The organism is Tenacibaculum profundi, assembly GCF_052050075.1.
Lineage (GTDB): Bacteria > Bacteroidota > Bacteroidia > Flavobacteriales > Flavobacteriaceae > Polaribacter.
In genome coordinates this window covers 1,118,982-1,145,229 of the sequence record NZ_CP197225.1, presented here as the reverse complement: position 1 = coordinate 1,145,229, position 26,248 = coordinate 1,118,982, and the positions used below count along the sequence as shown (strand labels likewise).

Annotated in this window: 17 protein-coding genes and 1 pseudogene; 15 read left to right on the top strand and 3 right to left on the bottom strand. The window is 27.1% G+C overall.

The window, feature by feature from the left end; genetic code table 11:
• Positions 1-642: 642 nt before the first annotated feature.
• The 15 genes from ACSIGE_RS04585 (at position 643) to ACSIGE_RS04515 (ending at position 23,341) form a co-directional block, all read left to right on the top strand.
• Positions 643-2,709, top strand: a complete 2,067-nt coding sequence (locus ACSIGE_RS04585; RefSeq protein ID WP_440881612.1) for a hypothetical protein — start codon at positions 643-645, stop codon at positions 2,707-2,709.
• Between the two features lie 1,416 nt (positions 2,710-4,125).
• Entirely contained in the window at positions 4,126-6,186 is a 2,061-nt protein-coding gene (locus ACSIGE_RS04580; RefSeq protein WP_440881611.1) for a hypothetical protein, read from the top strand.
• 1,001 nt (positions 6,187-7,187) lie between these two features.
• Positions 7,188-7,916, top strand: coding sequence for a DUF6090 family protein (locus ACSIGE_RS04575; protein ID WP_440881610.1), 729 nt, complete (start codon positions 7,188-7,190; stop codon positions 7,914-7,916).
• Positions 7,917-9,054: 1,138 nt separating this feature from the next.
• Complete coding sequence (locus ACSIGE_RS04570) at positions 9,055-10,431, top strand: sensor histidine kinase (protein ID WP_440881609.1); 1,377 nt, start codon at positions 9,055-9,057, stop codon at positions 10,429-10,431.
• A gap of 437 nt (positions 10,432-10,868) precedes the next feature.
• A complete protein-coding gene (locus tag ACSIGE_RS04565) occupies positions 10,869-12,044 on the top strand; it encodes a hypothetical protein (RefSeq protein ID WP_440881608.1) in 1,176 nt (391 codons plus the stop codon).
• Between the two features lie 12 nt (positions 12,045-12,056).
• Positions 12,057-13,616, top strand: coding sequence for a BCCT family transporter (locus ACSIGE_RS04560; RefSeq protein WP_440881607.1), 1,560 nt, complete (start codon positions 12,057-12,059; stop codon positions 13,614-13,616).
• Between the two features lie 152 nt (positions 13,617-13,768).
• A complete protein-coding gene (locus tag ACSIGE_RS04555; protein WP_440881606.1) occupies positions 13,769-14,731 on the top strand; it encodes a GlxA family transcriptional regulator in 963 nt (320 codons plus the stop codon).
• 88 nt (positions 14,732-14,819) lie between these two features.
• Positions 14,820-15,398, top strand: coding sequence for a DJ-1/PfpI family protein (locus ACSIGE_RS04550; protein WP_440881605.1), 579 nt, complete (start codon positions 14,820-14,822; stop codon positions 15,396-15,398).
• A gap of 400 nt (positions 15,399-15,798) precedes the next feature.
• Positions 15,799-16,728, top strand: a complete 930-nt coding sequence (locus tag ACSIGE_RS04545; RefSeq protein ID WP_440881604.1) for an ABC transporter permease — start codon at positions 15,799-15,801, stop codon at positions 16,726-16,728.
• Positions 16,712-17,392, top strand: a complete 681-nt coding sequence (locus tag ACSIGE_RS04540) for an ABC transporter ATP-binding protein (protein WP_440881603.1) — start codon at positions 16,712-16,714, stop codon at positions 17,390-17,392. The genes ACSIGE_RS04545 and ACSIGE_RS04540 overlap by 17 nt, the downstream gene beginning before the upstream one ends.
• A gap of 692 nt (positions 17,393-18,084) precedes the next feature.
• Positions 18,085-18,288: a hypothetical protein gene (locus tag ACSIGE_RS04535; protein WP_440882183.1), complete on the top strand. Its 204-nt coding sequence runs from the start codon at positions 18,085-18,087 to the stop codon at positions 18,286-18,288.
• A gap of 253 nt (positions 18,289-18,541) precedes the next feature.
• Positions 18,542-19,396, top strand: a complete 855-nt coding sequence (locus ACSIGE_RS04530) for a hypothetical protein (RefSeq protein WP_440881602.1) — start codon at positions 18,542-18,544, stop codon at positions 19,394-19,396.
• A 1,616-nt stretch (positions 19,397-21,012) separates the two neighbouring features.
• Complete coding sequence (locus ACSIGE_RS04525) at positions 21,013-22,071, top strand: NAD-binding protein (protein WP_440881601.1); 1,059 nt, start codon at positions 21,013-21,015, stop codon at positions 22,069-22,071.
• Positions 22,072-22,073: 2 nt separating this feature from the next.
• Entirely contained in the window at positions 22,074-22,931 is an 858-nt protein-coding gene (locus ACSIGE_RS04520) for a hypothetical protein (RefSeq protein WP_440881600.1), read from the top strand.
• Complete coding sequence (locus tag ACSIGE_RS04515; protein WP_440881599.1) at positions 22,928-23,341, top strand: DUF3293 domain-containing protein; 414 nt, start codon at positions 22,928-22,930, stop codon at positions 23,339-23,341. The genes ACSIGE_RS04520 and ACSIGE_RS04515 overlap by 4 nt, the downstream gene beginning before the upstream one ends.
• A gap of 1,541 nt (positions 23,342-24,882) precedes the next feature.
• On the opposite strand, the gene ACSIGE_RS04510 is transcribed toward ACSIGE_RS04515, so the two are convergent.
• The 3 genes and pseudogenes from ACSIGE_RS04510 to ACSIGE_RS04500 form a co-directional block, all read right to left on the bottom strand.
• Complete coding sequence (locus tag ACSIGE_RS04510; RefSeq protein ID WP_440881598.1) at positions 24,883-25,401, bottom strand: hypothetical protein; 519 nt, start codon at positions 25,399-25,401, stop codon at positions 24,883-24,885.
• The gene (locus ACSIGE_RS04505) at positions 25,388-25,579 is read right to left on the bottom strand and encodes a hypothetical protein (RefSeq protein ID WP_440881597.1); all 192 of its coding nucleotides are present in this window, start codon (positions 25,577-25,579) and stop codon (positions 25,388-25,390) included. Before ACSIGE_RS04505 ends, ACSIGE_RS04510 begins: the two co-directional genes overlap by 14 nt.
• 45 nt (positions 25,580-25,624) lie before the next feature.
• Positions 25,625-25,705, bottom strand: a pseudogene (locus tag ACSIGE_RS04500) (hypothetical protein); the annotation flags it as partial.
• Positions 25,706-26,248: the final 543 nt, after the last annotated feature.

Sequence of the window (26,248 nt, the reverse complement as noted above, 5' to 3'; positions counted from 1 at the left end):
ATGATAGCTATAATACAATTTCAAATTTCTAATTATTATTCTGTTTTAATAGTTTTATTTTTTGAAATATCGTAAAATTGATTTGTATTATGCAATTTATTAATTGTATTGTTTTTGACCTTATAGATAACTTTTTAATGGTTACTCCTGTTTTGTTTTCAGTGTTCTTGCTGATTTCATTTTCTTTATTATTTAATTAAATTCAACAAATATGATTAATAGTTAACTACTCTGCGTATTAATCAAAAAAATAGGATGAATTTGATTAGTACGCAGTCTTTAATTTGAAAATAATTATTACTTCTTTGTGTTTTTTTTACTCAATTTTTTAGTGTTTAAAGAGTAAATCGTTTATAGCTAGAACAGCACATCCATTATAGGCAATAAAGTAAAATTCTTACTGATTAGATTTATTTTATGTTATTTTTCCTTGTAAAAAAATGATAACAATTATTGATCCTTAAAATTAGGTGTATGTGTTAAAAATCAAAATAAATATTAAATAGAGGAGTATTCATTGCACATTTAGTTCTTCTGATCAATAATTAAAATGCTGAAAGAAATAATATTATGAATCTAAAATAAAATATATAGAAAATAAAACGTTTACATTAATTACATAAAAAAAATAAATAACAAATAATGGATAATACAAGTAATAGTCAAATAATAGATGATATAAATAATAAAAAGGCAACTATAAAAGATTTGGTCAATCAATATGAACAAGGCTATATTACTCTGGATGATTATGTAGATATTATAAAGAGCGATAAGCTAATAAATGTTGTACAAACCTATAAAGACATAGTTTTTGGAGCAAGCACATTGGATCAAGCTTTATATGTTAGTGGTATTTTTAGTACGTCAGATAATTTAAAATCTTATGCAGAAATAAAAAAAGATATTCAGACATTAGCTTTTAAGGCCGCAGATAAATTTATTAAAGAAACCATAAAAAATGGAAAAATAAAAATAACGGATCCAGGTTTAATAAAAAAGTATATTGCTCCGTTAGTAGGAATTATGTTGGCAAAATTAGCAAGTGCTTTTACAATTGGAGCTTCACAATCTGTTGCTGATGGAATTAAGGATTTAGTAATGACCCTTACAAATACACATGGTAATTCTCTCCATGAAATTTCACAGCAAATGATTGGAGTACCTGATTTCAACGATGAAATGTTTACAAATGTAGCAGATGGAGTTAATCCTTTAGGCGATTTAGAGAGCAGTGATCTTTCAGATGTTCAAACTAGAGCAGGAATTGAGAATCCTGAGGAGATTTTTAAGAAACTTGGAGAAAATTTGCAAAATTCAACTGCCTGGGCAAATCAAGGTATAAGTGATTTTTTAATAGGAATTGTAGATGATGAGATGGTTAATGAAAATTTAATGGCTACCATGGGGGAGGCTGCCTTTAAAGGTTTAAAAGGAAATGATGCCATTAGTAGGAGAGCTGAAGCGAAGAGTAAAATTATTGGAGCTCTAGTAAGTGTTGTAAGATTTTACAACCAGCCAGCCATGGGACAGGCTAAAAATAAAAAGCATATTTTAGACAGTATTTTGAGTCCATATGATGCTGCAGTAAAAAAAATAGAGGAGTTTGAGGTTCAAATAAGATCTATTGTACAAGAGGAAATATCAAAATCTCCAGATGGTAAGCCACTTCCTGTAATTGAATTAAAGGTTTTAGAAAATGAAAATCCGCGCGCGGCTTTATTAAAGCATTATAAAAAAATACAAGAGCGTGTTAATTTAGTTCATGACCCTGGATATAAAGTAAAAATACAAACAAGAATAACCAATTCAGGTGTAATAAATAAATTAGCGGAGGTAAAACAAAAAATAAAGCAAATACCCGAAATCGATACCGCTATTAGTACATATCAAAAAATGCTGTTAGTTGATATGATAGCGAGTTCTAAAGAAGTTGTTTTTAGTAAATCAAATAGATGGAATGAAGGAAAAAGAATGTCACATAAGGTGTCTTTATTATTACGAGATAATGAATTGATTCCATCATCTGACCGTAAGGAGATCATTAAAGGATTAGGTCAGGGTGATCAAAAAAGGTTTGACGAATTGAAAAAGAATTATAATGATTACTCAGTGTTGGTCAATAAACTCAAATTACATCCACAAAAATATGTCATAGGTAAAGTAGTAAAACATGATATGGATAGAAGTGGGTATTTATGGAAATTAGAACATAAAGGAGGACAACCTAATAAAGAGGTTATAGAAGATTGGGCTGAAAATATAGCAATATCAGAAGTTAAAAAAGAGTTTTTAGCTGTTCCTAAAACATCAGGGAAAGCAGGAGTAGGTAGTACTGTTATTGGCTTAGATAGAGCAGATGAGTTTAGAGAGAATTATGTGCAAAAAAATAAGAAAATAGCTGCTGATATTCTGAATATTCAATATGATACAAGAGGAAAATTAGAGCAAGAAATAGAAGAAGAATTAAATAATGGAACAATTAGCTTGAGCGATCTTGAAGAACAAGTAACTTTATTAACCTACGATCAAATTATGAAAAAATTGCAAAATGAAGTGAAAAAATCTCAAGCGACAGCTAGCCATGCAGTTGATACGGTTAATAGAGTTGTTTTAGACTTGACAATAAAAAGTAATAATTTGGAAGATCAAGTTGAATTATTGAAATCAAAAGTAGGTGCAAATTCAGATAGAAGAAAATCTCTATAAGGAAAAAATAACTTTTAGTCTTTAAACTGAAATAGTTTAATTATAGCCCCTTTATAATCTAAATAAAGGGGCTTTTTATAATCAATAACTACTAATTTAAGTGTGTGAAATTATTGTACTATCGATTGCTTTTGTATGTAATAAATATTTTTTCTGTTTTGAAAATAATTCTAAAAAACAATGATATCTGAATATGTTAGATTAGTGTTTATAAAAAAATAAAAATACTAGCGTCTTATATAACGCATTAAACGGTTATAATAAAAAAGAAAGTGGTACTGAAATCTATTATTAAGAGTGCAGTCCAGAAACAAATTTAATATGAATTTATATTGTTGGTAATTAGTTGTCTAAAATAAAAGCTACGCATTGATCTAAATGAAAATATCAATTTCACGTATTGGTTAAAGCATTGTTTATTAATTGTTTGTATTTTGTCTGCCGATTTATAACTAATGTTGTTGTATTACCTAGATGTTAATCTAAATAGGAGTTGATAACTTGGTACAATGGTCAATAGTCTTCAATAGTTTTTATACATTCAAGTTTGACTTGGTATTTTTCATTTATTATAAACTCGTTTATATAATGGATATTTCTGTTCAATTTTTTTCATAATTTTTTCGATTTTTTGCATAAAGAATTAGTTTGTTAATACTTTTAAACATGTACTGTTTATTTATATTTTGAAGATAATATAAAACGCATTAGTAGTGATAATTTCTATAAGACTATAGTTATAAAAATGATATTTATACTCAGCTTTTTTGAAGCCTTTAGTATGTTCGTCTTTTCTTCACAAAAAATAATCTTTTTATTTTATATTTAGCAAATAAGGCTTAGTTTTTATTATTGGGTAATTCTTTTTCAAAGCTTGGCATACTTTCACTTTTAAATGATTTCATAAGTTTTTATATTAAAAAAATATCATGTGGAATTTATATAACTAATTTTTTAATATCATCTTATTGGCGGAATTTATTTAAAACAAAAGCTGCGTATTAATCTGAATACCGTACTTGTTTTTAAGTATTGGTTAATACGCAGGCCCCTTCTCTTATATCGCTAAAGTATTTAAATTATTCATTCTACGAAATAGGTTCATTACTGAAAAGATATAGGTATTATTCATGAGGTAGGTATATAAATTCTAGGTAGCGTTATTAATATAAATTTATAACCAACAATACGATACTTACTATTTATCAACCTCTTAATTTAAGTGTTTTTTGAATTTAAACTTTATTTAAACAATTGATATATCAAGTGATTTATGAGTATTTTTTGTTGAGGTGTTGTATCATAATATTTTGAAGTATAAATAGAGCTATTTTCATAAATACTTGGACTGTAAAGGTAAGTCAGTTGTAGGTGCAGTGAGGTATTTTTGTGATCAGAAAAATAAACAATATAAAAATGACAAAACAAACATCCCCTATTAAAAGTGAAGACAAACCAACAATCAAGGTAAGTGTTGAACAAATCGTAAAGGATATTAATAACAAAAGTGCTACAATATGGCATTTATCTTACCAACACAATAAAACAGGTCATGTGTCTAAACAACAATTTGAAGATGTACTTACACATCCGAACTTAAATCCACAAATTGTACCTTTCGACCTAAGAGTTAATCTGTATAAATCATTGGTTTTAGATAGCTATGTTAAAGGTATTCAGGAAGATTTAAAAATTGAAGCCAAAGAAGGTTATATAAAGCTTAGTAAAAATATCCAAGAGTTGACTTTTAAAACAGCTCATAAGTTTATAAATGAAATTATTTATCATGAGAAAATTACTTTGACAGATAAAGGAATACTAAAAAAATATTTAGCCCCATTGCTGGGTAAGATGTTGGCTAAATTACTTAATTCTTTTACAATTGGAGCTTCCAATGCTATTGGAGATGGGTTGAAGGATCTTATCATGACAACAACAGAAACACATGGTAGTTCTTTACATGAAATTTCACAACAAATGATTAAAATACCTGATTTATCAGATTTAGTAGTTGATGAAGAAGAAGAAGGAACGGCTAATTTAGTTATTGATGAAGAACTTGAATTACATGACGTTCAAACACGAAAAGAGGTTAAGGATTTTGGAGATATTTTTGTGAAACTCGGAAATAACTTGCAGAATACACCGAAATGGGCTGACCAAGGTATAAGTGATTTTCTTATTGAAATTGTAGATGATAACATGGTTGAAGAGAATATATTGGCTTCTGTAGGAAAGGTTAAATATGATAAAATGACTTCAATAGAATTAGATAAAGAAAAGACCAATGTAAAAAGCGCTCTAATGGGGATGATGGCTTCTGTTATGAGATTTTGGAGTCAACCAGCAATTAAAAAAAACACGAAAGAAAAGACTGTTTTTGATGCAGTTTTGAGTCCTTATGAGGCAGCTTTTGATAAGTTAAACGAGAGTAGGGCGATAATGATGGAAATTATCAGAGAAGAACTGTTAAAGGACGTTAAAGGGAATCCTATTTCAAGTCCAACGCCTAAAATAATAGAGCCTGAGAGTATAATTCAAACAGAAGATCTTTTTAAAAGTTTTATTGAAGAACAATCGGACTCAATAAAAGCGTATGCTAAAAGAGCAAATGAAGCGCATTACATAAAACAGATAAAAGACAGAATTGCGGAATCTAAAATATTGGACGCGGTAGATCAAGTTGCTAAACTACTCGAAGGAGTAAGTCCTGTTAATGAAAAGCCACTTACAAAAATACTTTTAGCAGATATGATAGCCACTTCTAAAGAGCCTATCTTTGAGAGATCAAACCGTTGGAATGAAGGAAAAAAATTTTCAAAACCACTAGCGGCATTATTGAAAAGAGAAGGATTATATCCAGAAAAAGGGCGTGATGAAATTATAAAAGGATTGAGTACGACTCAAGCAAAAAAGTTCAAAGAATTACAGAAGCAATACAATAATAAAAATGTTATAATAAATAAGCTTAAGCTACATCAACAAGATCGTGTTATAGGTAAAGTTATAAAACATGACGAAGATAGAAGTGGATATAAATGGGCCTTATTAAAGGATAAGGATGTAAGCAGATGGGCTGATAATTTAGCTATTTCAGAAGTTTTTGGAACTGATTATTTAGCAGTTCCGAAAGGTACGCTTGCAGGAAGAGGTAGTACTATAATCAGTTTGGATAGAGCAGAACAGATTCGTCATAAATTTATAAAACCTTATATAGATATTGCTGAAAGAATTGAGGGAATAGAGCTCAATAGCTCAAAACTGTTAAACAGGAAACTTGATAGGCTTAATAGTTATGATAATTCGCAAAAGAAACCCATGGCTGCAATTGTAGATGATTTATCAGAAGATATGGACAATGTTAAGGATCATATTTATCATACAGATAAGTTAATCCGAATGATATACAACTTTGAAATGGATAGAGCACAAAAAGAAGCAGAAACACAGAAAAAAGAGAATAGAAAATCTATTTAACAAAAAATCAATAAAAAATGTTTAAATGTCCTTTATTTTATATAGAGGACATTTTTCTTTTATGATAATAAAGAAATAGTTGTTTATTACCACTTTTACACAAGTACTTAATTGTATACTCAAAAGAAAAAGTTGAAAAAAATACAGTTATTAAAATATGATTTCGTTACATATTTAAAACTCTAAATACCATACATAAAACCAAATTGATGAAAAAGTATCCTATTCCAGGTATAAATTTACCTTTTTAACAACTAAAACTTTATATGTATTAAATTATTTCTTTAGTATCTTTTTTTTGATTTTATAATACCCATAAAGAGAATAGCGCACAAATTAAGTTGTAAGCCTATTTTATATGAATTATTGGTATATCTGAAGAAATCTACTACGTTTGGATAGTGTTGAATGTATTAATTTTTTTCAATTCCTAATTGGGGTAAAACTGCGCACTAACGTTTTTAAAAGAAAACAGTATTATGAAAAGTTTGGTTAATACGCAGTAAAACAAAATAGAGTATCAAATATAAAAAATATAAACGAAATAATTAAGCAATGTAAATGAAAAAAAGAGTAAACATTTATTAGGTAGGATGTTGCTATAAGAAGTAATGAACGATTGTTCTCTTATATTAAAAAAAGCTTAATAAATTGTTCAAACAATAATAATGTTAAAGGCTTATCTTCACATCTATCATTACTATAATATTTCTTAAATAACTTCTAGTGCGGACATAATTTAGTGGGATTGAAATTAATAGTAAAAAGCATAACAATTAATAAAGAAGGATAAAAAATAGGTAAGATTAAACAGTTAAAGAAATAAACAATACATTTGGTGTTAAATTATTCGTACGTTAATCTTTAATAACTTAAACGGAACAAATTAAATCAATTATAAATTAAAATCATGGGTACAAAAGTCGCCATTATCTTTGTGATGCGTGTTAATAATAATATCAAAAAGTTTCGACCTATAAATTTAACAAGATTATTTAATTATGGGGTTTAATTTTTTTAAGTTACTTCAATACTTAGTAAAAGAAGTTGTAATGGTAGTCATAGGGATTTTAATTGCTCTTCAAATTAATAATTGGAATGAAGATAGAAAAGTTGATATAGAAGAAATTAATATTTTAAAAAATCTTTTTGAGGATTTGAAAAGTGCCAAAAAGCAGTCGGAAAATTTTGCATTGCAAGAAGAAAAGCTAAAAAGGTCATTGTTTTTAGCTTTGGGAAAAACAGAATATGGATTTCAAACAGATTTTAATAAGTTTATTAACGATTCAATATTTTATGAACTATTATGGAATTTTGAAGCACGTGTACCTGTAATTAATTCTTATTCAGATGTTAAAAATACAGGGAAATTAGGAATTATTAAGAATGGGGGAATTCGTAGAAGTTTTACAGCTCTTGAGTTAAATATAAATAGTTTAAAATTTTTTATTGAAGACCGTTTAACGGTACAACAGCTTCGTGTAGATAAGATAGCTATAAACAATGTTAATTTTGTTAGGTTATTACATTCACAAGATCCTCAATTTAATATAAGCAATGAAATTAAAAATAACTATCAGACAATACTTTCAGATCAAAAAATAAGAAATGTTTTAGCTGCTAAATTAGAGTTAACAAATAAAATTATTAATTACAGATATGACTTGTGTGACGAAATACAAAAACTAATGAATTTATTAAATCTTGAAATAAGATCCAGAAACATATAATAATTACAATGAAACTCAATATAATCAAAGAATATTTTTTTTAAAAAAATATAAAAAATATAAATAAAAGATAAATTGGGTAAAAACTGCGCATCAACACTTTGGGGGGGTATAGTTATAAGTTTGGTTAATACGCAGTAGAACACTAAAAGTTATTTAAATATACAAAAAGTTTTGAAAATCAGTGCTTTATTTTTTAAAAAATATATTTTTTTAGAATTCATGTATTTATTTAATGATATATATGTTTGAAGTGGCACATCAAAGTAAAGAAATAAGTATATTTCTTTTTCTAATAATAAACAGATAATGTTTAAAATTCAAGAGGAGAAATAATTAACGATTATTTCTCCTCTCTAAAACTAATTAAATTAATTTAACAATGAAAACTTTTTAAATATACACCAAGATTTAATTAAAATATTATTTTTTTGATGGATGTATTATTTTTAAAGATGAGTATAATGTATTGATTGTTAATGCGTTGTTTTTTTTTGGGTGATGTTTGTATATTAATAAATAATTATTTTTGATTACTTTTTTTATGAATTCAATTAGTATTCTTCAAGAAAACCTAATTTTTATGATATTATAAAATGATGGTATTAATTATAAATTTTGAGAAAGATATTCGAAAAAAATAATCAAAGAATTTCAGAGGTTGATTTTATTAAAAACTGCGCATTAATTTAATTCTTGATGTAGTTAGAAGTTCGGTTAATACGCAGAGAATTTAAAACAATATAAAACACTAATTATCCTTAAAAATAGGATCGTAGCTTCTAAACAAATATAGTTAAATAGTCTGATAATTAGATTAAAACTTTCTTTTTTTTAATCTTAATTGAAAATTTTATGAGTTGTATTATTGTAGTCTTCTTTTAGCATATAGGATATAAAAGAAGGTTGTAAAAAGGTGAAGTTAATTTAGCGTTGTCTTGTTAAGAAGATCTGAAAAAACTAAATAATATAAAAATATCACAATAGAACAAGCTTATTTAGTATAAATAATACTTGTAAAAGTATTATATTAGAAAGCATGAATGAACTTCTTCAGAAAAAAAATCTTTTATTTTTTTAAAGATTAAGCTTAGCTCATGTATTATGACTCCTACTAAACCAAACAATATTCTAAAAAATGGAAAACTACATTGAAGAAAAAGACAAAAAACTTAACAAATTAAAAATAGAATTACCTTATAATTTAGTAACGAAGAGAGTAAATATAGAAATACAAAAACGTAATTTATTTTTATTATTCTCTTTAACCATAATTATTTTGTTTACTAGTCAAGTTTATAACTTATCATTGCACGGAGCAAAAAAAGATACCTCAAGAATTATATTATCAGAAGCATATGATAAGAGTCATATGATGAATTTGGAATATATACTTAATTCATCAATTTTAGTAAAACTTTATAAAGGCTTATCAGAGCAGTTAAATTTCAATCTAAGAATAGAATCGACTCCTATGATCTCTAAAGAAGATAATAAAAAGCAAGACCTATCTGGATTAGAATCAAATCATAAATTAACTTATATGACAATTTGCTATGTTATATTTTTTTTTATTTATGGAGTTTATAATTTAATAATAGCAAGAAAAAAAAAAACGAATAAGAACAAAGAGCAGTTTATTCATAGTTTAATTATTTTAATGTCATTATTTTATATTTCAATTTTTATTAGTCTTTTAACAAAAGTAACCACAATCAGTGTAATTTTCATAATTATAGGATTTCCTCTATTACTTGTAGCTCTTCACTATACTTACTGCTGGACATTTAAAAAGATGATAGCCAAAAAGGAATTAGAGAAGCCTTCAAAAGAAGAAAAAAATACAATAAAAAAATTAGAGAAAGAACTATTGATTAAACAAAAAGAAGAGGGAGCTAAAGAACGTAAACGAATTTCAAATGAGCTACAGAATGGTATTTTAAGCGAACTATTTTGTAATTGTATGACGCCTAATTTAAGAGGTTTTACTGTAAATCAGAGAAGAGAGCGATATCAAGATTTTCTTAATAAGTTACATCAAGTAGAAAAAGAGATTAGAGAATTGCCAGATAAATTAAGCTTAAACTTAGAAGAAGACGAAATTGATTTTGAAAGAATAATTGATCGTTTATTTATAGAGGAAAATTTCTCAATAACATTCGATTACAAACTTGATATCGATAAAAGTATTAGTTGGAAAAATTATAGAGAAGTTGATTTAGTTAATGTGTATAGAATTATACAAGAAGCTATACAAAATATTATAAAACACGCTTTGGCTAAAAAGGTTCTTATTACGATAAAGAAAAATAATAAAAGTGTAAGGATTGAAATAAAAGATGATGGCGTTGGTTTTGATATATCTAAATTAGAAATTTCAAAAGGAATTGATAGTATTAAATCTAGGGCTAAGCGTTTAAATGGTTTTATTGAAATTATTTCAAAAGTGAAGGAAGGAACAAGTTTGAGTATTGATATTCCATATGTATTTAGTGAAGTACAAGCTATGGTTTAATATTTTTATTTTGAATACAATTAGTTTAGTTCGTAGAAGATAAATGTTTCTTTGTATATTTTAGGTTATTTAAAATAAAAATATACAAGTGTTAAGGCTATGGTTTTAATGATTATTGAGAACAAAGTTATTCAATCGTACATAACAAAAAATAACTGAAAATTTTTTAGGGTTAATATAAATGATTAACTTTACAGAGAATATGATCAAAAAACTTAAAGACAAAAAAAATAAACGAATATTTAGTTTTAACTTCCTCGTTTTCCGAAATCAGTCGGACAAATTTATTCCCCCTGCGTCATAGTTAAGAAATCCAGATAGAGGCATAATTTTTGAACTTTAATTAACAAAAATATAGGCATTTGCTTGTAATTTTTGATTATGCTTTCGCTCTTTGTTCTAAAGAGGGTATTAGATCTACTATAAAATAAATAAACATGAAATTTTATCAAAAAGCACTTTACTTATTGGCAATTGGGGTCACGTCTAATATGCATTCACAAAGCAAAAAACCAGAAAAACCAAAAATTTCCATAGGGGGGGCACTTCGGTTCAATTATAATTTTTCCTCTTGGAAAGCAGGGCAAAAAAAAAGAGGAGGTGATTTTGGTTTCGATATGTTTAGAATTAATACTAAAGCAGATTATAAAGATTTAAAATTAAATGTTGAGTATCGTTTTTATTCTGAAGATTTTGGAGGAGGGATGCTTAAACAAGGTTGGATAGGTTATGATTTTAGTAAAAACACTAATTTACAAATAGGTTTAACACAGGTTCCATTTGGTATAACACAATATAATTCACATAACTGGTTTTTCGGAATCAATTATTATGTAGGATTGGAAGATGATCATGATATGGGAATCAAATACACTCATAAAAATGGTAATTGGGAATATGCTTTGGCTTTTTTTAAAAATTCGGAGGAGTTAAGGTTTGGTAACAATTCTGATATTTCGAATAGTAGGTACTCTTATGATGTAGCTTCCATTGATTTAGACGGGAATGGTTCTTTAGATATTAGAAATAAAGAAATTAATCAATTTAACGTTAAAATAAATTATTTAATAGAAGCATCTAAAGCAAAACATAAACTAGGAGTCTCAGCACAATATGGAGGGCTTTATAATTTAGATACAGAGAAAAATGGGAATCATTTAGCCATGGCTGCACATTACGAATTGAATATAGCTCAATTTGATGCTAAAGCGCAGGTTTCATTCTATGAATATAATACAGAAAATCTTAAAAAAGAGCCAGATAATATTATTGCTATGACTGCTTACGGAGCCCCTTATTTAGTAGCCTCGAAGGCTACTACATATACTTTTGGAGTAGGTTATGTAATACCAATTAAGAGAAAAATGATTTCTAGTATTCAAATTTATAATGATTTTGGATATATTGATAAAGCTGTGAAAAATTTTAATGATTCTATGATGAATGTTTTAGGGGTACTAATTAATTCAGGAAATGTATATACATATATAGATGTTGCCTCTGGAAAAAATCAACCATGGCTAGGACCAGTATGGACAAATGCACTAGCTGACGGGTCAATAAATGCTAAATGGGAAACACGTTTTAATATTAATATTGGATACTATTTTTAAAAAATATAAATTATGAATCAACAAATAAGAAGTGATGAAAAAACATTCTTTGGAATTAAAGCAAATGGACCTGTTTTTATAGTTTCATTACTTATTGTTTTAACTCTGGTGATAACTACGCTAATTGTTGGTAAACCTATGGAAAAATGGTTTTCTGATACTCAAAATTTTGTAGCAAATAACGTAGGGTGGTTCTTTATCTTATTAGTAAATGGGTTGTTAATCTTTTCTCTTTTTTTAGGTTTTGGGAGGTTTGGAAACATTCGAATTGGAGGAGATCAAGCCAAACCAGAATTTAGTAAAATGGGATGGTTTTCCATGTTGTTTAGTGCAGGAATGGGAATAGGCTTATTATTCTGGAGTGTAGCTGAACCAATTTTTCACTTTAAAAGTAATCCTTTTCTTGATGATTCAGGGAATAAGGTAGCAGCAGCCAAACAAGCAATGGGGGTTACTTTTTTGCATTGGGGAGTTCATGCTTGGGCGCTTTATGCAGTTGTAGGTGTTGCATTAGCTTTTTTTACGTTTAACAAAAAATTACCATTAACTATAAGGTCTATTTTTTACCCTTTATTTGGCGAAAAAATTCATGGACCAATAGGAGATATAATCGATATCATATCAGTCATAGCTACTTTATTTGGTTTAGCGACATCACTTGGATTAGGTGTACAACAGATTAATGCAGGTTTGGAATATCTATTTAGTATTGAAAATAGTGTCACAGTACAGGTAATTTTAATCGTAGTAATAACTCTTTTTGCAACATTGTCTCTAATTTTGGGAATCGATAAAGGAATTCGGTTATTAAGTGAATGGAATATGCGTCTTGCAATATTTTTACTACTACTCGTTCTATTTGTTGGGCCAACATTATTTCTATTAAAAACATTTGTTCAGAACATAGGTCATTATATTTATGAGTTTTTTGAGTTAAGTTTTTGGACAAATTCCTACAATGGCGTTGGTAAAGAAAAAAATTGGCAAAATTCATGGACAGTATTTTATTGGGCTTGGTGGATTTCATGGTCTCCATTTGTAGGCATATTTATAGCAAGAATTTCTAAAGGAAGAACTATTAAAGAATTTATTTTAGGAGTTCTTTTAGTACCAACATTATTGACTTTTTTATGGCTTTCTGTATTTGGAGGAAGTGCTATATATCAAGAATTAATTGGAAACTCAACCATAACAGAAGCGGTCAATAACAACGTAGCAACTGCAATATATTATTTGTTAGAGCAATATCCTTATACCAAATTTGCTTCTGTAGTAACGGTTATTCTTGTAGCGAGTTTTTTTGTAACTTCATCGGATTCTGGATCATTTGTAGTTGATATGTTAACTTCAGGAGGAAGACACGATGCTCCAAAGGGGCAAAAAATATTTTGGGCTACGATTGAAGGACTGATAGCTTCGATTTTGTTAATAGGGGGAGGATTAACAGCTTTACAGACAGCTTCAATACTTACAGGTGTTCCTTTTGCCATAATAATTATTGTCATGTGTTTTAGTTTTTATAGGTCTCTTACTGAATATAAAGAAGAACAAGAAAAAAAAAATAAAAATTGAATTTCGTGTTTCTAAAATAGAAATTACTTTTTTTTGTTTTTGATACTTTAAATAAAAATAAAGTTAGTTACATAACTAAGTTATCTTTATTTTAAACGATAGAGATATTGTTAATATCTACTTGTAGTAAATGATTAAAAGCAAAATGAAATATGGAGCAAACAGGAGTAACAGTTTATTTTTATATTCCCCAAAAAGTAACAATTCTTGATGTTAGTGGTGTTTTACAAGTATTTGAAGAAGCGAAAAGACTGGGCTTTGGTTATCATTTTAATTTTGTCGGTAGCCAGTTAGTTGTGGAAAGTTCTTCTGGGTTAACAATCTCTTCATTAAAAGATTTTAGAGAAACTAATCCATCAGAAAATGATATTATTTTTATATCAGGTTCAAACACATTTCAAATGTTTGATAGTTTTGAAGATCAAGCTTTTTTTGAATGGATAAATAAAGCCAATTGTAAAAAAACAACTATTTGTAGTATTTGTAATGGAGCTTATCTTTTAGCAAAGGCGGGACTACTAAATGAAAAGGAGTGCACTACTCATTGGAATTTTATCGAAAAGCTACAAACTTACTTTCCGCTTTTAAAATTGCAAAACGGTATATTATTTAACAAATCAGATAATATTTACACCAGTGCAGGAGTAATTACAGGTATTGATTTAGCATTATTTTTAATTGAAGAAAGGCATGGTAAAATGATTGCAAATAAGATAGCAAAAGATTTGGTAGTTTATAAAAGACGGCATTCTAAAGATGAACAGGATAGTGTATATTTACAGAATAGAAGCCATCAAGATGAAAAAATCCATATTGTTCAAGATTGGATTATCCATAATTTAGAGAAATCATCAACAATTCAATCTTTATCAGAATTAGTGCATATTAGTCCCCGTAACTTAACTCGCACCTTTAAGAAACAAACAGGTGTAACGATAGCTGAATATAGGACAAAGTTGAGAGTTGAAAAAGCGAAAAGTTTGTTAAGTAACTCCGACTATAAAATTGACTATATAGCTAATTTATGTGGTTATAAAACATCCAAGCAGCTTAGAGTTATTGTTGAAAAGTATTACGATTCTTTGCCTTCTAAAATTAAAAAAAGAATGTCCTAAAACGATTATTGATTGTCCTTTTTACTTATGTATAACCAAAATATCTTTGGTGTCAATAATTAAATAACATGACATGAAAAATAAAAAAGTGTTACTATTGCTTGCCCAAGGCTTTGAAGAGTATGAAGCAGCAGTTTTTACAGATGTAATTGGTTGGAGTAGAGTATTAGGAAATGAGCCTGTTGAAATGGTTACAACAGCATTAAAATCTGAAATTAAGTGTACTTGGAACTTAAAGGTTAGGCCAGAATTAGATTTTGATAATGTTGATGTTAAAGATTTTGATGCGATAGCTATACCTGGTGGTTTTGAAGATGCAGGGTTCTATGATGATGCTTATGATGAAAGATTTCTTAATTTGATTAGAGAATTTGATAGAGAAAAAAAAGTTATCGCAAGTATTTGTGTTGGAGCCTTGCCGATTGGTAAATCGGGGGTGTTAAAAGGAAGAAAAGCAACTACATATGATTTAAGTAATGGAGTAAGAAGAAAGCAGCTTGTCAGTTTTGGAGTAATCATTCAGGACAAACAAATTGTAGTTGATAGAAATATTATTACATCTACTGGTCCAGCTACAGGATTGGATGTTGCATTTAAATTATTGGAAATATTGACGTCTAATAAAAACGTTGATAAGATTAAAAAGCTTATGAGATTTACAATTTAATAGTGGTAATTTCGTCATGAAAAATAATGAAAGTTTGCCTAATATAGTTATATAGGTTAAAAAATAACTGAAGAAGCTTATCTAAGCTTCTTTTTTTGAAATAGGTTTGTGTAAAATAGAAAAAGGCTCTTAAGTACAAGTATCTCTGATATAAATTTCATTTCTAAGTAAGAAATAGATTATTCTTTAGAGCTCTCATATGATTTTTTATCAACTACTTTAAGATTTTATTCTATTCTAAATATACTTCTTTTTAAATTTTAGCTAAATCTAAGTTACATTTATGATAAAATAACGACAAATAAGAGAAATGTATAGCAACTTAAATTGCATGCTTTATTTTTTTTAATAAACTGTAGTATTGAATTTTAAAATATTATATGTTTTAAATATATTGAAAATGAAAGATTATTTTGTTTTGCAATACAAAATGCTTAATAGAAAAATAACTGAATTTGGTATGTCAGTTATAATGGCATACTCAATTTTATTGATAGGCTTTTATTATTTATCACAATATATTATTGCTTTAGATAGGGGGGGGAGCTATTTGTATCTTTTTTTAGCAACTATTTATGTATTCGCGCAGGGAGAAGGTAAGCGAAATGATTTTTTAAAACTGATTTTCAATTCATATAATTACTATAGAATCAGAGTTTTAGAAAATTTTATTTTAAGCTTTCCTTTTTTAGTTTTTTTAATTTACAAAGGTTTTTTTATTCATGGCTTAGTTTTAATTGCTATAGCTGTATTTTTAGCTTTTTATAGTTTTGCTATCAATACTAATTTTATAATGCCAACACCTTTTGGAAATAAGCCTTTTGAATTTACAATAGGTTTTAGGAAAACATTCCTCATTTTATTGGGTACTTATTTTTTAACTTATATGTCGGTTTCAGTGGAAAATTTCAATCTTGGAATATTTTCAATTATTTCAGTAGCATGTGTTTGTTTAACCTATTATTTTAATCCCGAAAAAGATTATTTCGTCTGGAGTTTTAATCTAGACCCGAAAGAATTTCTAGTCTACAAAATTAAAACAAGTATTTTATTTTTTGCCTTACTAAGCATGCCTGTTGTTTTGATTATAGTTTTGTTTTTTTTTGAAAATATTTTAATTATAATAGGTTTTTGGTGTCTCTCTTTCGTCTATTTGATAACAGTAGTTTTAGCAAAATACTCGGTTTACCCCAATAAAATGCATTTACCACAATTATTTTTGATATTACTTAGTCTTAAGTTTCCTCCAACGTTACTAGTCATAATACCTTACTTTTACTTTCAATCAATTAAAAAATTAAATTTAATTTTAAATGATACAAATACATAAATTATCTAAAAAATATGGTAATAAAGTAGTTATCGATTCCGTTAATATGAAATTTAAAAAAGGAAAAGTCTATGGAGTTGTTGGAGAAAATGGTGCAGGTAAAACTACGCTTTTTAATTGTATTGCTGGTTTAGAAAGTTATAAAGGAAGTATTTCATCGGATATAAAAAAATTAAAGGATCATGTAGGGTTTTTATTAACAGATCCGTTCTTTTTTTCTAAAATAACAGGGGAAGAATATATTCGATTACTTACCAACGCTAGAAATATTAAAATTGAAAAAATTGAAGATAAGAATATTTTTGACTTACCATTAAATGAATATGCTTCAAATTATTCGACAGGGATGAAAAAGAAATTAGCATTAACTGCAATTCTTTTACAGAAAAATAAAGTATTTATTCTTGACGAACCATTTAATGGTGTTGATATTCAAAGTAATATTATAATAATTGAGTTGATTAATGAGCTAAAGAATTTAAATAAGATAGTAATAATTTCATCTCATATATTTTCAACATTATCAGAAACTTGTGATGAAATTTTTTTACTAAAAAAAGGACAGGTAGTAAAGAAGGTAAACCGAAAAGATTTTGAAGGGTTACAAAAAGAAATGAAAGAATTTACTATTGGATCAAGAATACAAAAAATAGGTTTGGAATGATAATATTGAGTGATAATAATAGCGGTTGTTTTAGGTTTTTGCTATAGAATACATTAGGATGATATTTTTGAGTTTTTAATTTAAGTTTTTGATAAAAAGTAGTTTAATAATAAAACTGCGTATTATTTTCTCACCAGATCTTATTAGAGATAAATAGTTAAGAAAGTTTGGTTAATACGCAGTATCCCTAAATTATTTAATCAAAATTATATAAAAAAAACACAATAAAAAATAGAGGATACTACTTAAAAAACTGTGAGGTTTAACCATTATAAGATCTAGTATTTGACATTACTTATTCTTTGCTATAAGAAGGAAGTGGTACAACTTAAAAAAGTAAAAACCTTAAAAAAATAAAAATATTTTCAAGTAAGGAATAGAAAATACCCACAAGATACTTAATGAATAAAACAGAATCTTAAGTATTATGAAAGCTTGATTATTAAATTAATAACAGATAATTTTTTAGTATTAATTACATTATATTTTTGTTGTCAACATAAAGTAAAAACAGAAACTTATAAAAAATAAGTCAGCTTCTGATAAGTTATTACATATAAAAGCTGATGAAGAAAAAAATGGAATATTTTAGGATGAAAATTGTTGAAAAATTTTTAAGTAATTATTTCTGAAAAACCTCCAAATCAAGTACCTCCTTTATATGTCCATAAAAACGAAGATGAACTTTTTATATATTAAAAGGTAACTATACTTTTAATTTTGGGAGTAAAAAAATAGATGTGAAGCAAGGGGACTTTATCAAATTACCTAAAGGAATTACATATAATTTTACTAACACTGATACGCTGCCTGATATTACCATTAGTACTATTACTCCAGGAGGATTTGAAAATTTTTTTAATGAAATTTCAATAGCATCAAAAAAAATAATTTAAAGAAACAAAAAAGCTACTTTAGTAGCTAAATATGGAGTTTCGTTTGTTAAATAAATACTAAGAAATTTGTGCGATTGCCTTAAAATTTTAAAATTAAATTTTAGATTTTTTACAAATCATAAATTTAAGTAGGATCAGAGCGTGCTAGGTCAATCAAATTGTTTATAAAATTAACTAACTCATTAGGCCTGCGTGGTTAAATAAATACTACCTTTGAAGGTAGAAGGGTTAATTGTTATTTAGTTACCAAAAAATGAAAAACGCATTATTGATTTTATCATGTCTAATCAATCTAGGATGTAAACAGGAAACCAGAAAAAATACTTTTAAAATTGAAATTGATTCTTCCTCAAAACAAGAAGTAGTCCATAAAAAAAGTAGGCAGGTTGAAAAAGTAAAAGAAGAAGAAATAGTTAAAAATGAAAAATTATTTGATCCAAAAAGTTTAGATACACTTTTGTATTTTAAAGATTCTCTATTAGTTAGTTTGAAAAATACAGATTCACTTTATATACCCGATCACTATTTTGAATCAAAGTTCTTGGACTCATTAATTGCTATTAATGATAATGATTATGAAAAAGAATTAGAGATAGAAAAATATCTTTTAAAACTGAATGAAGATTATGCCAAAAGGGATTCTTTAGGGTTGCATTTAAAAATAAAAAATGGAGGATGGAAGTTAATTTCTTCAAACGTTGACGTCTATCAATTAAATATATTCGAATATTACTTTGAGAAATATGGATTTTATGCTATTCGTACACAATGGGGAGAAGGTAATGGTTATAAATTAATAAATGAAAATGACGGGAAAGAGCTGAATTTATTTGGTAGACCTTATTTTTCTAATAAGGGAAATTATCTAATATCTGTAAGCGTGGACATTGAAGCTGGCTATAGTAGAAATGGTTTCCAACTTTTTAAAAATAATAATGGAAATTTAAAGGAAATAGGTTTTTATGAACCCGTAGGTTGGGGACCTAGCGTTGCCAAGTGGGTTAACGATTCAACAGTGATTTTTAAAAATGAGACAGTTGAATTTAAGGACGGTCTCATGAATAATATCTACTTTTATTCGAAACTGAATATTAATAATATCGATTAAACTTATTTTTTAATTTACATATTTATATTTAACTAGTAGTAAGTAAGCTTAAGCTGTTACCTCATTATAAGAGTTTAAACTTAAGTAATATGATTTGAATAACGATTAATAAAAAAGAAAGGAGTTAAAAAACTCCTTTCAGTTTAAAATACGAATAAAAACCCTTCTAAAATTTAATCGCCTTTTTAATTAATTTAGAATAATTGTTAGCTATGTAACTAAAGTCGCTAGGAGACAGCTTCGTAATAACTTTCGAAGATTGAAAAGTATGAAGTTGTGATGTTTAGTTAATACATTAGTACCTCAAAACGACATGGTAAAGATTAATAAATAAAATGAATAGTAAAATAGGGGATTATACTGAAAAGAATATAGATCAACCATTAGTAAGATAATAGAAAAGCCCTTGTTATACTGTGTATGTCAAATAGTATAATTACTTAGTTATACCTTGTATTAGATTCTTATTTTAGTAAAAATTATAATAGCGTATTTTCTGTAGAGCACTAGCATTTGTTTTAAGTTCAGAAAGAATGACTTATTTAAAGAATTTATTATTGCTAGGTTCCAATTTTTATTAGACAAAATTAAAAGTAGTTTTTAAGGGTGCTGAAATTAGTATACTATTTTTATTAAATAGTTGAAAATCAATTTTTCAAAAACTGAATTTATTTAGTTTTTTTAAGTGTCCATTATTGAGTGTTTTGATGTTGAGTTTGTGTAATATGTAATAAGTATACTTTTATTAAATATTACTATTATAAATTTGTTATTAGGTAACTTATTTAAAATACTATGAACTAAAAACTATGTTTGTTATTGGTTATAACTTAATTTGAGTAGGTAGTTGAAAAACAATTTAAAAATCTAATTGAAATATTAGACTAGTTTTATAGAAAATCTAATTAAATCGTAGCATGAAATGTGGAGTTTGCAAAGACTAAAAAACTAGATAGGTATCTGCTAAAAACTATAACTAAAAAAGAAATAATTTAAGAAGGTAAGTTTATATTAGGCAATTAAATAACAGGTTACATAAATTCATTTTGCAAACTTACTGATTCTGCTCGGAAAGAAATTTCTGGGCAGTTTTGATATATGAAATGTTTATAATTTAACTTTAGTAGAACTTTTAATAATACAAAAAAATACTGAGTTTCTGATAATTTTTAAAGCGTATTAAATAAGAAAATAAAGCCTCCAATTTTACTTTAAAACTGGAGGCTTCTTCAAAATTATTTCAAACATACTACTTATTTATTGCATAACTGGCTGCCTTACCAAATTCTGCTAACGTAAGTAAGAAATGTCTAAAAAGTCTTTGAATCCCTTCGATTGTTTTTTTCCCCATAATATTTATTAATTAAATCCCACTACAAATTTATATAAGATTTTATGATGTATTGTGTGTTTTCGATAGTTATTTGTTATTGTTGTATAGATTATAATGTTTGAAAATAAAGAAGAAACTAACTTTTATTATCGAGGTTTACTGAAGTATAGTATGCTTTTGAAGTGTTAAAAAAGTTTTGAAAGTGTTAAATACATACTAAGAAAGTAAGCTAGAAACAAAATATAGACAAAGATAATTAGAATAACAAAAATAAAAATATGTAATGAATAGTATCCTTAAATTTATAGAGAGTATCAAAAGTAATTATAAAGTTACTGATATGCCATTTCTAAATCGACAGCTAAAAAGAGTAAAAGTAGCAAAGCCTTATAAAGGGTTGAAAATCTTACATAATATTCCCTTCACAAAAGAAACAATTGTAAAATTAGGTATATTATACGAGGGAGGGGCAGACCTAACAATAACTTCTCCCAGTTTCATGGAGGTAGATAAAAATTTAATCAATCAGTTTGTTGATGCAGGAGGAACATGGAAACAATTACATGATATTAATAGTGAAGAGATTTTTGATGTCCATTTAGATTGCGCGGCAGAGTTAATCTTTCGCTGTCCTCCTAGAATAGGAGCTGTTGAAATTACAGGTACAGGTTCAAACAAATATGGTTCAAGTAAAAATGAATATCCAATTATATCGGTAGACAAAAGCAAAATTAAGAGCTTAGAAGGTGTTTTAGGAACAGGAGAAGCCTTTGTAAGAGCTTTCGAAAAATTAACCCATGAAGATATATCTGATAAAAGTTTCATGGTTTTTGGATATGGAAAAGTAGGAAAAGGGATAGTTCACTATTTAGAAAAAAAGACAAAAAAAATAGTTGTTATTGATAAGAGCTTAATAAATGTACAAAAGGCTAAATTAGCTGGTTTTGAAGCTTATCTATTTAATGATAAAGTTAAAATTGAGGCATTAGCAAAAACTATGTTTGCCGTGGTGACAGCTACAGGAGTTAAAAATTCAATAAGTGATAATTACGATAAAAAAGCTTTTCAATCAAAATACCTTGCGAATATGGGAGGTGAAGATGAGTTTGGATATAAGTTTGATTCAAAAGAGGTTATGTGTGAAAAAAGACCAATTAATTTCTTTGTTGAAAAACCTACGCTAATGAGGTATTTAGACCCTGTTTTTTATGCTCACAATCAGGGGGTTGATTTACTTATGTATTCAAATCTGAAAGCAGGACTCCACCCTTTTCCTAGTTTTATTTCTGAAGAAGTTGTTATCGATTGGGAATTCTTGTTTAATGAAAGTTTAGATATTTAAGAATGGAAAAATTACAAAAGTTAATTAAAAAATGTACACTAAAAGTTTTGTACGGAGGTAGTTGTCCAATCTTAACTAAGATAGCTTCAAATTATAAAAATAATTTTGGTGTTGGCTCTTATCCTTTCAGGTATAGAGATAAAATGACAGGTACATTAGGTATTATGATTGCTGATGTTTACGATGTTTTAGAGCATAAACCAAATAGTCATTTAGTAAAAGCTGCATATAAACAATTAGCAAAAGAAGTTATGAATCAGTTTAATTATCTTATAAAAAATGAAAAAATAGAATTTGAGCCATATGAGGGAGAGGGAGAGCCTTATGCAAGTAGTTTTGATATGTTACTTGATATTCATAATCATCATATATATTTTTTTAAAACAAAAGCAGGTTTTGGAGGAGAGGTTGAAATAAAAGATAATGTAATGTTAAATAAGACCGGTTTAACAATAAATGGTTATGAGTTGGTTATTAATGATGTTTTTAGGATAGTACATGATATTTTTGGACACGCCATGGACGGATATGGTTTTGGTCCTGTTGGAGAAGATAAGGCTTGGTTTAGCCATTTGAAGATGTTTTCGCCTCTTGCCGCAGCAGCTTTATCAATGGAAACTCGCGGACAAAATTGTTGGGTGAATTTTGGAAAACATTTAAGAGACAAAAATAATCAGTTGTTTACAAAAAGAGATTCAAATTATATTCCTCCGCCTGAGCGACCCTTTGCAGAGCAAAAAATGAATCTTCTTCCAAGTTATATTTCGGGAATTGAGGTTTTCAAAAAAGAAGATAAAGTTTTAGCTAATTATATAAAGGTTTGGGACCCAGTAGAAAGTGTTTTAATTCATAAAGTATGAATGAGTTTTTACAAAAAGCCTATATGGAAACTACCTATCAGATAGTAGGAAAAAAGGATACATATAAATTACGATTGGATACCCTAAATCACGAATTTAATATTTGGTGTAAGAAGTGTAACATTAAATCTTGGGCTTTTATAACTGCTTTTAATCCTTTTTCGAATGAGCTTTCTAAATTTGAAAACGAATTATTAAACTCCCAACTTCAAAAAATAATTCTTAAAGAAGGCTATAATTTTAATTTAGGAAAAGGGGTTCCGGCTAATGATAATTGGAGTGCTGAGGAAAGTTTTTTTATTCATAATATTACGTTAAGTAATGCTAAAAAAATAGGAATTCAATTTAATCAGAACGCAATTGTCTTTGGTGATTCCGACAATCTACAAAAATTGATTTGGCTTGTTTGAAAATAATTAAAGGTTTTATTGTTTTAGATAACGATTTAAAATAGCAAACGTTTTATCTAATATCAAATGAAATAATAATAGCAATTTCATTAAAATATGAAATTGACACATTTTTTTGTTTGTAAATTATTGTAAGGAATTAAAAAAGACTGTCTAATTAGACAGTCTTTACCCCCTTAATATGGTTAGAATTAATATGAAGTTGTTCTAACACGTGTTTATTAGTCGGAAAAAAAGTTGATCATTACATGATAATAATTCATTTGTGTTTTGTTATCATTTTTAAAGTAGTGTTTGAATAAAAAAAACTTAAAAAAATGTATTGAAAAATATTTTGAGAGTTCTTCGGGAGATATTTCAAAATATTTTTTTATGCAAGGATAAATAAAAGATAGTCCATTGAATCTTTCAAATCGATAACGAACAAAATAAGAGAGAGTAGTGAAAAGATTTGATAAATAGCGTTCAGGTAAGAATATTTTTTAAATCAATAAAACTATAACAATATAGCATATTTATTAAAGTTCTTAGAGCTTAAAATCATCATAAGTCAATTACAATCAATTCACAATAGAAAAAAGCCATCAGAGCATCGCAAGGGGTGTATTAGTATTTCGATGATAAATCTGATAGCTTTTAACAACTTTATGTAGCAAATGTATAATCTTATAGTTAAAAAATATATTGTGTAGTATTAGTGACGTATTAATTAAAGTGTTGTTTTTTAGTTTTTTAAAATTGATAAAAGCTACCAGAACATGTTTAGGGAAAGGAATTGTTTTGGGGATTGTTTAGCTCTGATAGCCTTAGACAAAAAGTATTAATTATTTAAAATCAATCATTAATATTCTAAATTGGATTAATCATATAGCAAATGTATATCTTATATTAGTCGAAAAGAGTACATGTCGTATTTTTGATTAGATTATGTGTTTAAAAACAAAAGAATATGTCTAAAAAGAGTAAACTAAACGAAAAGAATAAAATAGTTTTCAATTTGAAAACAACTTTTTAGTTAGTAACCAATGAAAGGTTAAAAGCTTTTAAATCGGATGTGTCTCTGTTAAAAAATTAGATGGCTTGAAAAAAATATTCTAACCCGTTTTTCAAAAGCGGAAAAACACTAAAATCTTGTCGGTTATCCCTTTAAATTAATTGTTTTTAAGAAGTACTTTTATATTGTTGTTTTTTTAAGCACAAAAAATAAAAGAAATTTTAATTTTATTATTATGGGGAAATTATTAATAAAAAAAACGAAGTTATTTTTGGGGCGCTTACTATTAATTCTAGGCGAATTTGGTAAAGGAGCGAGTTATGCTTTAAGACACTAAAAAAGTAAACTAACCAAACTATTATTTTATAAAAAAGTTCTCGAAGTCCAACATTTTGAGAACTTTTTTAATTAATCATTATTTTAACCAACACTTTGAAATTTAATTTTAAAAAAATGTGAAAATTTAAAGTAATTTGATTTTATAAAATACTTTAGTTTTATCGTTTTATGTAAAGTAAGAAGGGCTTTTGAATGTTATAATAGAGGTTTACACGGTCTCTAATTTATCTAGATATTTTTTTAATGTAGAGAATAGTTCATTTCTATAATGGAAAATATCATCAAGAGTCTCTATGCTGTATTTCTTACTGTTATTTTTTCCATTATTGAAAAGTTCTAAATATTTTTTACTATTGTTTAAGTAAAGTCTACATATTGGTTTCCTATTATTGTTATCTAAAAGAATTCCAAAATATGATTGGGTATCTCTATAGGATATTCTTTGGCCATCTATTTTTTCCCTTAATATCGCCTTTATTATTTGAAAACCTTCAATTTCTTCCTCTGTCGTAATTATTTTAGGAAGATCATTATCTATAATTTCTTCTTCTTTGGCTTTCTCTTCATTAATATTTAAAGCTGATTTTAGTTTAGCATTTACCACATCGTTTATTGACGATGATATTGCTTTTTTACCATAATCTTTAAACATTTCAAGTCTACTAGCTGTAATGGGCTTATTATAGAACCTATTTACTAAGAGTTTTATAAGTTCATCTGATTTCATTTTCAAATTCTGTTCTTATTGCCCTTATGTATTTTAATGCTTCTGCGGAATCAACAATACTAGAAATATCAAATGCTGATTTTGAAAACTTCTCTAATTCTTTTGCAGTGGACTCTTTTATGTTTTCTAAGTTTAAAGTTAAAAAAGGTTTTTCATCCATTATATTTTGCGATTCCAAATCAGTAAAGAAGTTATAGGTAATACCATTTGTAAGGATACCAAAACGGGCTTTGGAAACATTAAAATACCTATGAAGTTGTGAGTTGTGCGAGTTTAGATTTTCTTTCCAGTGTTTACATTCAATAATGATTACAGGTGTTTCATTTTTTAAAATAGCATAATCAACTTTTTCTCCTTTTTTAGTTCCAATATCTGTTGTATACTAAGGAAGTACTTCTGTGGGATTAAAAACATCATAGCCTAATATTTGAAGAAAGGGCATGATAAAAGCATTTTTGGTAGCTTCTTCAGTGGTTATACTCACTTTTAATTTTTCAACTCTTTCATAGAGTTATTCTAACTTGTTTTTTAGTTCCATTTTTATTAAAATTTGGTTATAAAAATCATCTTTAAAATAAGAAAAATAGCTCAGAGTTTAAGTCGTGGCAAATAATATATTGTCATTTGTGTTGAGGAGCGTATGTTTTATTAAAACGCGGAAAAACACTACATAGTTGTCGGTTATCCCTTAAAGAAAATGATTTTTATAGAGTAGTTTTATAATGTTGTTTAATCAAGCAAAAAAAGTAAAAAAAATTAAATTTTATTATTATGGGGAAATTATTAATAAAAAAAGTGAAGTTATTTTTGGGACGCTTACTACTAATTTTAGGTGAATTTGGAAAAG

Bases quoted from the DNA above. Each gene is read 5' to 3' on its own strand.
- ACSIGE_RS04510 (WP_440881598.1), bottom strand. From the start codon at position 25,401: ATGAAATCAGATGAACTTATAAAACTCTTAGTAAATAGGTTCTATAAT.
- ACSIGE_RS04570 (WP_440881609.1), top strand. From the start codon at position 9,055: ATGGAAAACTACATTGAAGAAAAAGACAAAAAACTTAACAAATTAAAA.
- ACSIGE_RS04525 (WP_440881601.1), top strand. From the start codon at position 21,013: ATGAATAGTATCCTTAAATTTATAGAGAGTATCAAAAGTAATTATAAA.
- ACSIGE_RS04565 (WP_440881608.1), top strand. From the start codon at position 10,869: ATGAAATTTTATCAAAAAGCACTTTACTTATTGGCAATTGGGGTCACG.
- ACSIGE_RS04580 (WP_440881611.1), top strand. From the start codon at position 4,126: ATGACAAAACAAACATCCCCTATTAAAAGTGAAGACAAACCAACAATC.
- ACSIGE_RS04530 (WP_440881602.1), top strand. From the start codon at position 18,542: ATGAAAAACGCATTATTGATTTTATCATGTCTAATCAATCTAGGATGT.
- ACSIGE_RS04560 (WP_440881607.1), top strand. From the start codon at position 12,057: ATGAATCAACAAATAAGAAGTGATGAAAAAACATTCTTTGGAATTAAA.
- ACSIGE_RS04555 (WP_440881606.1), top strand. From the start codon at position 13,769: ATGGAGCAAACAGGAGTAACAGTTTATTTTTATATTCCCCAAAAAGTA.
- ACSIGE_RS04520 (WP_440881600.1), top strand. From the start codon at position 22,074: ATGGAAAAATTACAAAAGTTAATTAAAAAATGTACACTAAAAGTTTTG.
- ACSIGE_RS04585 (WP_440881612.1), top strand. From the start codon at position 643: ATGGATAATACAAGTAATAGTCAAATAATAGATGATATAAATAATAAA.
- ACSIGE_RS04515 (WP_440881599.1), top strand. From the start codon at position 22,928: ATGAATGAGTTTTTACAAAAAGCCTATATGGAAACTACCTATCAGATA.
- ACSIGE_RS04545 (WP_440881604.1), top strand. From the start codon at position 15,799: ATGAAAGATTATTTTGTTTTGCAATACAAAATGCTTAATAGAAAAATA.
- ACSIGE_RS04575 (WP_440881610.1), top strand. From the start codon at position 7,188: ATGGGGTTTAATTTTTTTAAGTTACTTCAATACTTAGTAAAAGAAGTT.
- ACSIGE_RS04540 (WP_440881603.1), top strand. From the start codon at position 16,712: ATGATACAAATACATAAATTATCTAAAAAATATGGTAATAAAGTAGTT.